This window comes from Nitrobacter winogradskyi Nb-255, from assembly GCF_000012725.1.
Lineage (GTDB): Bacteria > Pseudomonadota > Alphaproteobacteria > Rhizobiales > Xanthobacteraceae > Nitrobacter > Nitrobacter winogradskyi.
Genome location: NC_007406.1, coordinates 1,048,622 through 1,061,494, shown reverse-complemented (window position 1 = coordinate 1,061,494; position 12,873 = coordinate 1,048,622). Strand labels below are relative to the sequence as shown.

General features: G+C 58.5%; 10 protein-coding genes. 4 read left to right on the top strand and 6 right to left on the bottom strand.

The genetic code is table 11. The annotated features are described in order from the left end of the window. Positions 1-186 precede the first annotated feature (186 nt). From NWI_RS04995 to NWI_RS04970, 6 genes are all read right to left on the bottom strand, one after another. Positions 187-1,707 (bottom strand): GNAT family N-acetyltransferase, encoded by a 1,521-nt coding sequence (locus NWI_RS04995; RefSeq protein WP_011314267.1) that lies wholly within the window; start codon positions 1,705-1,707, stop codon positions 187-189. 57 nt (positions 1,708-1,764) lie between these two features. Beyond that, the gene (locus NWI_RS04990; RefSeq protein WP_011314266.1) at positions 1,765-3,108 is read right to left on the bottom strand and encodes an HlyD family type I secretion periplasmic adaptor subunit; all 1,344 of its coding nucleotides are present in this window, start codon (positions 3,106-3,108) and stop codon (positions 1,765-1,767) included. Between the two features lie 37 nt (positions 3,109-3,145). Further along, the gene (locus NWI_RS04985) at positions 3,146-5,152 is read right to left on the bottom strand and encodes a type I secretion system permease/ATPase (protein WP_011314265.1); all 2,007 of its coding nucleotides are present in this window, start codon (positions 5,150-5,152) and stop codon (positions 3,146-3,148) included. 44 nt (positions 5,153-5,196) lie between these two features. Next, complete coding sequence (locus tag NWI_RS04980; RefSeq protein WP_011314264.1) at positions 5,197-7,119, bottom strand: hypothetical protein; 1,923 nt, start codon at positions 7,117-7,119, stop codon at positions 5,197-5,199. Between the two features lie 132 nt (positions 7,120-7,251). Next, positions 7,252-8,172: a hypothetical protein gene (locus NWI_RS04975; protein ID WP_244374986.1), complete on the bottom strand. Its 921-nt coding sequence runs from the start codon at positions 8,170-8,172 to the stop codon at positions 7,252-7,254. A 198-nt stretch (positions 8,173-8,370) separates the two neighbouring features. Next, complete coding sequence (locus NWI_RS04970) at positions 8,371-8,955, bottom strand: hypothetical protein (protein ID WP_011314262.1); 585 nt, start codon at positions 8,953-8,955, stop codon at positions 8,371-8,373. A gap of 186 nt (positions 8,956-9,141) precedes the next feature. On the opposite strand from NWI_RS04970, the gene NWI_RS04965 reads away from it, so the two are divergent. From NWI_RS04965 to cas1, 4 genes are all read left to right on the top strand, one after another. Beyond that, entirely contained in the window at positions 9,142-9,681 is a 540-nt protein-coding gene (locus tag NWI_RS04965) for a hypothetical protein (RefSeq protein ID WP_011314261.1), read from the top strand. Between the two features lie 213 nt (positions 9,682-9,894). Beyond that, positions 9,895-10,923, top strand: a complete 1,029-nt coding sequence (locus tag NWI_RS04960; RefSeq protein ID WP_011314260.1) for a LuxR C-terminal-related transcriptional regulator — start codon at positions 9,895-9,897, stop codon at positions 10,921-10,923. Positions 10,924-11,665: 742 nt separating this feature from the next. Further along, the gene (locus NWI_RS04950) at positions 11,666-11,950 is read left to right on the top strand and encodes a hypothetical protein (RefSeq protein WP_011314259.1); all 285 of its coding nucleotides are present in this window, start codon (positions 11,666-11,668) and stop codon (positions 11,948-11,950) included. A 205-nt stretch (positions 11,951-12,155) separates the two neighbouring features. Next, positions 12,156-12,872, top strand: a complete 717-nt coding sequence (gene cas1 / locus NWI_RS04945; protein ID WP_011314258.1) for a type II CRISPR-associated endonuclease Cas1 — start codon at positions 12,156-12,158, stop codon at positions 12,870-12,872. Position 12,873: the final 1 nt, after the last annotated feature.

Here is a 12,873-nt window from a genome sequence, read left to right as displayed (position 1 = left end):
GCGGATCTTATAGTGTTTTCGAACGAAGCATCTCCTCAGGATTAAGCCCTAAGGATGGATGCCGAACCGCGTGAAGAAGAGGAACGTCGAAGCCGCGCAGAGCAGACCGGTTCGCGCGAGCATCCATCAAAACACAACATCAGCCCACCCATAACAGGATCGGCGTCATCCGTTCAGGCATTCCGTTCAGTGAATGCTGAACGATGCACCACCTTCCGCACCCGTCGATCCGACTCCATAGCTGGTCATGAGTGCCTGCCTCGCATCCTCAATGCGGCCGGCCTTGAAAAGAACGTTGACGAGCTTGCTGAAAATGTCCGGCACGGCCGGCTGCAACCGGATCACCTCGCGATAAGCGTTCGCCGCTTCGAGAAACTGGCCCATGGCTTCGCAGGATTGCCCGAGCAGAAGCCATGGCTTGTAGGTGTCGGTTCTCATTCGGGTGAGCAGCTTGAACATGCGTTTTGCAGCAACGTGATCGCCTCTTCTGGCAAGAAGCTGACCGTAGCGATGGAGCGCCCCTTCATTTCGCGGATCCGTTTCGAGTATCTGACGATAGGCCCGCGCCGCCTGATCGATCTTCCCTTCCTGATGCAGATCCGTCGCTTCCTTCAAGGCGTCTGCGATCGCCCGTACGTCAAGTCGTCCACCCAGATTGCGACCGCTTCGCGTCGCGACAACGTAGCAATGAAGCCGACGCTCATTGACGCCGAATGAGTACTTGTAACGCTCGTTTCCTCGCAGAAAATCATAACGCTTCATCCCGCATGAGATGGCGTAGCGAATACTGTGGCCGTGCAGGATAAGCCCGGGCTGAGGACCCGCGAATTCCTCGTCCCGTCCCGTGATATAAAACAGGAATGACTTCTTCCGTTCATCCACCAGGATGGCCAGAGCGGCAAGGGGACGGTCGCCCGCCCAGAGCGTCGGCAGAAAAAGCAAGCCGCGATCGAAGCTGCGAGAAAGCATGGCGCGATGCGCGCGAACGAGGCTGTCTGTAAGCTTTCCCTTTCTGGGCCGCCATTTGATCTCCCAGAAACGCAGAAGCGTATCCAGATCCGTCGCCACCGTATCGGCGGTCGCGTGAGTGATGCGGTAATCGCTATTGGCATCGACCACGCGCAGCAGGCGGCGCAGCTTCTGCCGCGTATTGGCGCTGAGGGTTTCAAGATACGTATCCCAGTCGTCCGGCAGTTCCACATACGGACATAACGCATTGTCAACCTGATCTGTCTTGTTGACGCGATCCATCTGGCTGATGGTGAACTTTGATTGGGAAAAGCATGATACGAGCTTTGTGAACCTGGCGTCAGATCCACTAAAGTTTCCGAGAACAAAGTCGGTCCAGTTCAAGCGCTTGATCTGTTGGGCGAACGCGGTGATCGCGTCTGATTCGAAATCGGGAATCGAGATCAACCCGCAATAGTCTGCGGCGTGGCTACCGGCCATTCGAAGATCGTTGGAAAGACGCCCCTCTCCATCGATCCTGGTGTCGATCCGAAGTGGAAAGAACGCGACATAGTGAGCATCTGATCCGCTTCTTTTGGCCGCGAGAACGATCCATGGCGTGGAAAGCTTTTCCAGCCAGGAAAGGAGCCAGGTCCAGGACAGGAACAGCGTTGCATAGGGATCGGAATCATAGACCTCGTCCCAGTTCTCTCTCAACCGGCTGAAAGTATCCATATCCTCTATGAGGTCGATGTGCATTGGAGCCCTCTTTGCGCGCTCATGTTGTCTGCTCTTTTGCGTCCCCCCGCCGTGCTCCTATCGCTCGCGAAACGCCCGTGACATGCTGTCATCGATCGGCTTCATGATGTACTGGAAGAAGGTTCGTTCGCTGGTCTTGATGAAGACTTCAGCCGGCATGCCCGGCGTCGGATGGAAGCCGTGGATCGCGACAACTTCGGCGTTGTTCAGCCGCACGCGAATGACATAGATGTCGCTCGGTCCGGTCTGTTGCGACTTCTTTTCGTCGGCGACCGTATCGGCCGAGAGATAGATAACGTCTCCGGAAACCATCGGCGTAATCCGCTGGCTGAGCGCCGTCAGCCGAACCATCGCTTCCTGGCCGTGCTTGACCGAGTCGATATCCTGGGGCCTCACCCTGGCTTCGATGATCAACGGCTCATCAAGCGGCAGCAACTCCATGATGGGCTTTCCCGGCTCCACCACGCCGCCGCGCGTATGAAATCGCAGCTTGACGACGACGCCCTTGACCGGCGCGCGGATCGTGGTCCGGTCAAGGACGCCCTTTGCGCTCTGCATCCGCTCGCGGACATCGGCCAGTTCACCACGCACTTCGTGCATCTGTTCGACGGCGGTCTTGATGGCGACCTTCCGCACGCCGTTGATCTGCTCGACCGCGCGGGATATCCGCTCCTTGGCGTCACCGATGTCGCCCATGATGCGGCCGACCTCGCCTTCCAGATTGGCCTGATTGCGTTGCAGAAGAAGAACCTCGGGCTTGCGCACGAGCCCCGCCGCCAAAAGGTGCTCCTTGGTCTTGATATCTTCTTCGATCAGCGCGATCTGTCGCCGCACGCCGTCGAGTTGAACCTTGGAACCCGCGATGCGCTCGTTCAGGGCCTTGATGCTATCCTCAATCCCGGCAATATCGCTGTTGGCATTGTTGCGTTGGGCCGTAAAAGAAAGCAGTTGAGCGTTGACGATGCTGCGTATCTGCGGATCCTTTGAATCGGATGCCAGTTCCGGCGGAAAGTGGACTTCCGTTTCCTCGCGAACCTGTGCCTGCAAGCGCGCATCGAGGGCCGTGAGCCGCGCGTTGCGAAGGAAGAGCCGCTGCATTTCGGCTTTCGCCGAAGTCCGGTCCAGTTCAACGAGGATCTGTCCGGGTTCCACGGTGTCACCTTCGCGAACCTTGATCTCGTCGATCATGCCGCCTTCAAGATGCTGAATGATCTTGTTCTGGCCTGTGGCCACGAACACGCCGGACGCCACGACGGCGCCGGCAATCGGCGCTGTGTTGCCCCAGACACCGAATCCCAGCACCGTCACAGCGACGATCACCACGCCTGCAAGGGTGAGGCCTCGTGTCGAGCGTGGAAGGTCGACGTGCCAGGGCTGATCGCCGGTCGCTGTCATGCTCATGCTCGTCTCTCCAGGCTCGCGTCTGTCTGGCCCCTGATCATGCGTCGAGCATTGGCGCGGCGGAAGGGCTGGGTCGTTTGCGGCCTGACATCAGCGGAATCACTTCGTCGCGCGCTCCGAACGCCTGCACGGCGCCGTTCCGCAAGATCATGATCTTGTCGACGCTCTGTAGCAGCGCCGGCCGCTGCGTGATGGTCACCACCGTCATCCGCTTCTCCTTCGCGCGCACCAATGCCTTCGCCAGCGCCCGCTCGCCGCTCGCATCCAGATTGGCGTTTGGCTCATCAAGCACGATCAACCTGGGATTGCCGTAGAAGGCGCGCGCGAGCCCGATCCGCTGCCGCTGCCCGCCCGACAGCGGGCTGCCATCCATACCGATCACCGTCTCGTAGCCCTGAGCCATCTCCGAAATCATCTCGTGAACATCCGCCGTTTCCGCCGCATCGAAGATGTCTTCATCGACCGCGTCCGCGCGCATTCGCGCGATATTCGCCTTGATCGACGCCGGAAACAGTTGAACCTCCTGGGGCAGGTAGCCGACGCTTTCGCCAAACTGGCGCGGATCCCAGTTGCGCAGATCCATCATATCCAGACGAACATTCCCGGCGGTCGGAATAATCGATCCCACCAGCATTCGCGCCAGCATGGTCTTTCCCGTTCCGGACGGCCCCACGATCGCGAGCGACTCGCCTGGCTCGAGCTGAAAGCTGATGCCGTTGAGGATCACCTTCTTGTTCGGAGGGGGAACGTAGAGGATGCGCTCAACGCTAAGGCGGCCCTCCGGACGCGGCAGCCGCAACCGCTCGAGGTTAAGCGGCGAACTCTGAAGCAGACTCTTGATGCGGCTATAGGCCGAGCGAGCCTGGACGAACTGCCGCCAACCCTCGATCGTGCCTTCCAGCGGAGCCAGGGCGCGGCTGGCGACAATCGACGCCGCGATGATCATGCCACCGGTCAGCTCGCTTTCGAGCGCGAGATAAGCGCCCCAACCGAGTATGCCGATCTGGGTACCGAGGCGCAGGAACTTTGAAATGCCGGTCATGATGATGTTGAGGTCGTGGCCGGCAACCTGAGCCTTGAGCGATTCCACCGTTTCCTGTCCCCAGATCTGGACGCCTTCCGGAATCATGCCCATCGCATTGATCACCTGGGCGTTGCGCGCCATCGCTTCCGCCTGCAGATTCGCACGGGTTCCAAATGCATTCGCCCGCGTGAACGGCACCGCGGTGACACGCTGGTTGATGAGCGCGACTCCGATCAAAGAAGCGCTCGAAGCGAGCACGATCAAGCCCAGCTGAGGATTGATCAGAAAGACAACGGCGAGATAGGCCGGGGCCACCGGTGCATCGAAGATCGTCAGCAGAACCGGGCCCGTGATGAACGCACGCAGGTGCTGCAAGTCCGCGAGGGTCTGAAACTCCCGGCTGGATCCGCTTTGCGCCGCCTTCGCTGCGGCGCTCAGGACGGGACCGCCCAATCGCGCTTCGGTTTCAACGGCGACCCTCATCAGGATGAAGCGGCGCAGCATATCCATCAGAACATGAGCCGCGATCGCCATAACCACGATCGACGACAGCATGATCAGCGTGTCGACGCTTCGGCTGGTCAGCACGCGATCCGACATGTTGAAGAGATAGATGGGAATCGAAAGAACCAGAAGGTTCACGACAATCGAAAAGATTCCGACGGTGACAAGGTTTTGTCGTGCGGCCGCCAATCCCTTGCCGAGAACATCGCGGAATTCATTGTCGCCGGAGCGCTTGTGCAGCTGTGGACCACGACCGCCGCCGCCGTTCAGATTTCCCTTTCCGCCACGATGATCACCACCCGCAGTAGGCAAGGGCGCATCCGCTCCCTTGCCGTCCGCGGCGACGGGAGGTGACACTTCCTCCGCTCGTCCATCAAGCGTCTCGGAAGGCTTTACGGGCGAAGCGAGGTCCGACTGATCGTTTGAATCTCGCTCCGCCGGCGAGATGACAGGTTCGGCTCGATCTTCTGAACCCGAGGACGAATTGGAATTTCCTCTGTTATCGTCCAGACTCATCGCCTCTCTCCTCAACCGACAGTTTCGATTTTCTGGTCCGAGATCTAGTGGAGGATATTGGCCATGGGGTCGTCGTGAGGAATCGACGTCGTCGCGTGTGGCTGCGTATCGGAGTTATCGTTTGTGTCGTTTGGGCCGATGAAGGCGATCACCTCGGGAACGAGAGCCTGGGGATCCGTCTGAGTCACCTGATCCGAATCCTCTTCCACGAGATTGGCCTGGATCAGGATGGAGTCGCCATAGACCTGCCCGTTGACATGTATGTTAGTGCTTCCAACATCGACAATAACGGCATCGTTGCTGAGTACGTTGCCTCCCGTCGCAACGTTCTGGGTCGTCATGCTGTCGCCGTAGTAGCCGGCCGTTACTTCCGACGGCGAGCCCTGAAGTTGAATCGCCATGTTCGCGTCCGCGACGATGTTTGTCTGCCAGATCGCGTTCACGTCATAGTAGTCGCCCGTGATGTAAAGAATGTTGAGAGTGCCACCGTTTCCAGCGATAAGCTCCCCGAATGAAGGGTCGAGCTCGGTCGCGCCGCCCGAGATATTGTGGATCAGGCTATCCAGATCCGAATTCCAGGGCTGGGTATCGGCGCCGCCGTAACTCTCGATCGTTGCGGTGTTGGTAAGTTGATTACCACCCGTGGACACCGTCTGACCCGGTTCGACTCCGTCGCCCGTCATCATGACCATATCGTTATTGTAGAGGATGTTGTTCTGGAAGATCACGTTCATGCCGTGATAGCTTCCGCCGACAACGATAACGTCGTAATTGAAGTTTCCGTCATTGATCAGCACGAAGTTTTCGAGTTCATTCTGGCCTGCATGAACTTCGTAATGCGTGCTTGAACTGCTCTGCATCGTGACGTCGTTGTCGGACAGGTAGTTGCTCTGGAGCAAAATCCGGATGTTGAAATAATCCCCCTTCACCACATCGACAGACCAGTTCGGGCCAGCGAAGGAGCTTGGCATTGATTCATAGACGCCGGGATTCTGGACAAAGTCGGCGACGTTGGTGGCCTGGTTACCGCCGGTCGTGATACCGGCTCCAGAGCCTCCGACCGTTACATGGTCGTTGTCCATGTACGAGTTGGTCTGGACGATCGCATTGGTCTTGTAGTAGTCGCCCACCACCAGCATCGTCCGCGCCGAGCCGGTCAGATCGACGATGTAAGCGCCGTTGGTGGCCGTATTTCCACCGTCGAGCGCCCATTGACCCGGACCGGATCCGAAGTCAGGCACGGGAGCAGGATCGGAAGCCGAAAGCTGGTCAGGCGGCCTTAGCGCGGGATCCTGCAGGACACCGTTCACATAATAGCCTTGCTGGACCGAATGCGGATCGGGCGCGCCGTCGCGATCGGCTAAAGCCTGATGATGTTTCACGACGAAAGCCGGAAGGTCGGCGGTATTGCTGGGAACGCGCCAATCGACCGGAATGGCCGAGTCCGCACCGTCGATCATCGTTGCGATCGCATGATCGGACTCCGCACGCAACGCGATCAGAAGGTTGCTATCCTGCGTTCCAACCAATGCATCGTTGTCGTACATGTGGTTGAACTGGCGGGTTTGAACCTCGCTTTGCGCACCCTCCTCCTGATAGACGACCTTGATGACATCGCTTCCGCCGACGCCGCCGCCTGCACCGGGACTCATCGGCGGAAGGAAGCCTGAAGCGTGAATTGGATTGATTTTATCCGGACCAACATCCGGCACGGGACTGAGATGCGACGTGGGCGCATGATGCCCCGCCCCTCCCATGACCGAAGGGTTCTGGATGGCGACGGGCCTGCTGCTCATTTCATCGTCGATCGGCGTGAACGCAAATTGAGGCCGGTTCGTCGTATAATCTTCGGTGTGGGACCGATACGCGCCCTCGTCATGCGCGATCCGGAAGCGGGCGATGTCATCGAAGATTCTAAGGTATCCCGCGAAATGCCAGATGATCTCGGTTATCCCGCCGGAAATCATGGGAGCCTCCTGCCTTCAGGCACGCAAAACGTCCCTACTCCGCGAGCGCCCGCGCAGTCTCAGAATTTGAAATCAGCAATGGTAACCGGAAAAAGACCTGCGCGACGATTGCCGCGCAGGCCGAAAGGCAAACTAGGCCATGGAATGATCGTCAATGGAGTCGAGGCCAGCGGTGATCGTCTGGCTGTTGAACTGGATGTTCGCACCCAACGTGATCGTCTGGTTGAAGGCAGACTGATCCACCACGGAGTCGGCGCTGACGCCTACGCTGCCGTGATCGAGGCTGCCCATCGCGCCATTGATCGTCGCCGTGGCGCCATTGACATGCGCCTCCATGTTGAACCCGCCGCCGCTGCTCGGATCGCACGGATCGCACCAATCGTACCCGCTTCCGCCGCCGCCGTTGAAGTTCACCGACGGATTGCTGAGGTGATCGTTATCCACCAGGCTGTTGACCTGATCGATGTTGAACTGGTTACCACCACCGTTCAGCGTCTGGTTGACCACGTCAGGCATGATCAGCGAGTCTTCGATGCCGTGGATCCCGCTGAGATCGATGACCGGATTGGCGAAGCTGCTGCCATCCAGGTCCAGGTCAACCTTGACGTCGACGTCGACCTTCGTCTCGACAGTATTCTCAACGGTGTTCTCGATCTTGTTGTCGATGCTGTTGTCCAGCTTGTTGTCAACGTTGTTGTCGAGCTTGTTGTCGACGGCATTCTCGATCTTGTTGTCGAGATCGTTGTCGATCTTGTTGTCGTTCGAGTTCCAGTTGCCGTTCAGGTTTCCATTGCCGTTCAGATTGGTATTGTCGCTGGATGAATAGAGCGACTGAGCGGCGATCTGGGTCTGATCCTGGCCTTGACCTTGGCCCTGCCCCTGGCCTTGACCCTGCCCCTGCAGATTGGCCTGTCCCTGCAGCTGAGCCTGCAGATTGGCTTGCGCCTGGCCCTGGTTCTGCGTCGGGTCGTTGTTGTGATCGTCCTTGTGATCGTGACGGCGATTATCTCTAGACATGTCAGGCTCCTGTTGGAGGAGCATCGTCGCGACCAAAGCGCGCCAATCTTCTACGTCAGCGGCCTAGCCGGGAAGCGATGCCGGTTGCTACGCCGGTTCTTCCGGCGACGAAATCGGCCGTTGGCCTATTTCGCGCTGCAAAGCTCTCCTAACAGCGTGTTCGCCGCTAGCTGCCCTTAGGTAGATTTACAACCGCCTTGAGGCGAACGATCATTGACCGAAAGGAGTAGTCGCCTAAGGCTTAAGGTCATTGCTGGTCGGCTCGCGATCCCGCAAGTGATCCTCCAGCCGCGGGAGAAAATCCCAGATCTCCCTGTTGATCCGCGCCATTTCACGCACGGCTTCCGATATCTCGTGAATGCGGGCATCATCCAGCGGCTTGACTTCACCGAAACGAAGGGCGCTGCGAGTCTGAACCAGACGCATCGACTGCGTATGCGATATCACCCCGGTGTTATCGACCGTATACATGCAGTGATTGAACTCGTTTCGGATGTGGGTGCCGTCGTTGAACCGGTCGATCACGCGATCGAGTTCCTTACTAAGCGCCTTGTCCCTGATCTTGACGCGCGCCAGCCGCTGGATGAGATCGAGCCTTGCCCGGGTGGTGTTCAGCGTCGCGAACACGATAGCAGCCGACACCTGATCGACCTTCAAAAGCAGCATTAGAACATAGATAAACAGGCTTTCGTTGTTAGACCAGTTGAAGACCAGGCTCCCGATCAGGGACAGAACGGTCGTCCGGCGATCCGCCGTTTCCGGCGCGGCCGCCTCAAGCGCGGCGAAATCGGGTTTTTGAGGAAGGTGGCTGGCGGTCATATCGGCCATCACATCTATTAAAGCGGCGCTTGGCCCGCAACGTTCAGAAGACGCCAGAGACGGGGTCGATGGCGACGGCGGAGCGATAAGCGCTCTGTCCCGCGGAGCCATCGTCCCGTAGGATAGGAAAGAAGACAAGCCTCCATCGCTCGGAGAAGCCCGCGATCATGTGATCAGGAGACCGGAATGCTGCGCTGGGCGGTTGCTATGGCGGAAGTCAGGAGAGGACGGCGAGCGGCTGTGACGACGATCGGTCCGCTGGTTGAACGAAGTCGCGCCTCCCTGAACGGCATTCCCGACACCGCCTGGCGTGATCCCTACCTCGCCGGATTCATGTTGACGCTCATTACCATCGTCGCCCGAATTGGGTGTCGTGACTTGCAGGACCACGATCTAAGCCTCGTTCAATCGCAGGCGTGGGGAGCGATAACGGGCATGGATGCTGATCTGATCGGAGAAGACGCGTTAACGCTGAGCAGTTCACATCCGCGGGAGTTCCAGCATGGATGCTACACCGCGATGATGGTGGCCACGCGTTTATGCGACCCGGGCGCCGTCGCTTCGATCGGCTATGAACCGTGGCAGATAACGGAAGCTTTGCCGGAGGCGGATGGACTAATGGGCGATGCCCATAACATCGGCACGGCGCTGAGCCCGGCCACGGGCAACTGGGTCGACGCCTTCGACGCTTATATTGCCGGGCTTCCCCTGGCGAAACCGACCTGAAGCCCGGAGGGGAACCGGATTTCTGCCGGCCTGTTATGAAAGGGCTATAGTCCGGCTGCTAAAATTGAACTAGAGTTTACGAGGGTCAGACAGGGACACTCTGAACCGCGTTTGAGTTTATTGCATAGGGAGGCTGAGGCGGAAAGGTTTGAGCGGTTAGGAGTGGACCGACCGTCCGTCACAGCGTTCAGAATGGATTGAGTAGGGGTACCTATGAGCGCGAATGAATATCGTTGTTCTGACGGAAGCCATTTTTCTCATCATTTCACACCGACTGACCAGAGAGTCCGCAAGACATCCGCCCCGGTCCGAGTAGCTTATCCACGTCCTCCTCTCGACCCTCGGCCACAACTGAATGTCGGAAGCGCCTCATGCGGTGCATCGCCTCCGACGCGCCGACACCGACAAGCGCGATTGCAGAACGCTGCTATTGTTAATGTAGACTCGCCCTGGCAGGCGCGTCCAAAGAACCCCGCAGCCAGGCCCTCCTCACCACCACCATCAACACAAGCTGCAGACCTCGATCACAACAGCCGGACCGCGCAATGCGTCAGCGGAACGAAAGATTCGTTCGACGCCGGGCCAAAGCCCGCGCAGAACTCGATTATCATTATCGATGAAAGAGCCCTTGTCCGCGATTGCCTGGTGTATTGTTTGCAAGCCAGGTATGTCAGTCATGCGGTCTTTTCGTTCGCGACTTTGTCAGACTGGATGAAGGTAGCGGGCGATTTTCCTGCTCCCTCGGTTATCCTTCTCTACGCTCGGACTCCCCAAAAGAAGACGCTGAATGATATCGATGACATCGAGAGCCTCGCTCGCGTCGCCGTGAGCGCGCCCTTGATCATCGTATCGGATGTCGAGGACGGATCACGGGTCATGCGCGCGATCGAGAGCGGCGCGCGGGGTTATATTCCAACAAGCATGACCCTCGGCATCGCCCTGGAAGCGGTGCGATTGGTAGAAGCCGGCGGCACGTTTGTCCCCATCAGCGTGATGTCGTCTTTCCAGAACGCCGGTCATGATGAAAGCCAGCTATTCACCTCGCGTCAGATCATGGTCATCGAGGCGTTGCGCCGCGGCAAGGCGAACAAGCAGATCGCCTACGAACTCGGCATGTGTGAAAGCACCGTGAAAGCCCACATCCGTCACATCATGCGCAAGCTCAAGGCCCGGAACCGTACGGAGGTCGCGATGATGGTGAGCAGCTTGTTTGAAAGGCTGGAACACGACCGGGCTGATTAATTCCATTAAGGAAAGATGATTCAAGGCAGCTACCTTGCTTGAGATCGATTAGAATAGCTCCAGAATTTTTATCCCGACCTATGTTTGCAGGCGTGTGATTTTGACGGGACGGATGATTGCGCGTCCCGTGACACGACGGGCCATGAGAGCCTCCAGAGCATATCGCTTCTGATTGAATCAGAAACGAAAATGCTCTGGCCGCCTTTTCAGACCCATGCCTGGAAGCAGCAGGCGATAGAGATCAGCGGCGTAAACAAAAAGGGCAAGCTCGTCCGGGCGAGCAATTTGTTTAGGGTATGATTGTTTTTGGTGGAAACAAACCGATCCGTCATCGCCAGGCATAGCCGTTCGAAGAACGGCGTCGCTTCCGCTCGCCTATGGCCCCGGCCATCCACGTCTTTCTTCGTTGAAATTCTTAAGACGTGGATGCCCGGCATAAAGCCGGGCATAACGAAGACCGATTCCCCGTCACCTAAACCAAATCCGCTCTAACGCGTATTCCGCGAAAGTGGATACCGGTTTTGCGATCAGAATACGCGCAAGTTTTTGATTGAGAGCATTTCTTCACGCGCTAACCGGATTCCGCTTTAGCCGGAAAATGCTCTGACGGGCAAAAGCGACGTGAACTGACCAGCCTCACCTCTCCCACTTCACCACGGCTGCGAAGGAGTACCTCGTTCCGATCACCAACCGAACCACCGGCGCCGTATACAAAGCATACAGTGCGGGCGAGAATTTCTGCGTGGAAGTTTTCGAGACGGTCGACGGCAAATGGAACGGCGAGGCGGTGCGCCGTTTCGATGCCAACAAGAAAAACGCCGGCCCGAGAATATCGCATACGCCGCTATGGCGTAGCGTCAACGACGGCGCGAAGCTGGTGATGCGAATCCACAAAGGAGATCTGATCAGGCTCGATCATGACGGCCGAACCCGGATCATGGTCGTCCATCGGCTCGATGCGGCGGCGGGACGTTTCAAGCTTGCCGAGCATAACGAAACGAAATCTCGACAAGCGTCATGCCATTGACAACGAGGTCGACCCCTTCCGCTGGCTGATGGCGTCCTACAATACGCTGAAGAAGCTGAACGCCGCGCCGGTGCGCGTGGACGAACTCGGCCGGGTATGGCGCATCGCGTCCAATTAACCCTTTCTTAACACACGTGTTGCGAGCATTCGCAGCACTGCCTCATAATCCTGCGACGCGAAAGCTCGCCCGCAGGAGGTTCACCACATGGTGGGACGCGTAGTGGAAGTCGCCGGCGACGGTCGTCATCTCGCGACCGAACGCGGCTTCATGATCGTGTCCGAGAAAGCCGGCGAAATCGGCCGGGTGCCGCTGGACGATGTCGCGGCGGTGATCGCGAACGCGCATGGCCTAACCTACTCGAACAACCTGCTTGTCAATCTGGCGGCTCGCGGCGTGCCGGTGGTTCTTTGCGGAGCCAATCACCGTCCCGCGGCCGTGGTGTGGCCGGTCGACGGCCATCATGCGCAGGCCGGCCGCATGAGCGATCAGGCCAATGCGTCGGCTCCGCTGAAAAAGCGGCTCTGGCAGCAGATCGTTCAGGCCAAGATCCTTGCGCAAGGCGCCACGCTTGCCGCGGTTGGAGCAGAGGCTGGAGGATTCAGGCTGCTGGCCCGCAAGGTGCGGACCGGCGATCCGGACAATGTCGAAGCCGAAGCGGCGCGGCGCTATTGGCGGCTTCTGCTCGGATCTGACTTTCGACGAGATCAGGACGGCGGCGGCATCAATGGCCTGCTCAACTACGGCTACGCGGTGCTGCGCGCCGCCACCGCGCGCGCTGTCATGGCTGCGGGCCTTCATCCCAGCCTTGGGCTGAAACACTCGAACCGAGGCAATGCGCTTGTCCTGGTCGATGACCTGATGGAGCCGTTCCGCCCGGCGGTGGACCGCGAAGTTCATCGACTTAGAGCCATTTTGGATTGAG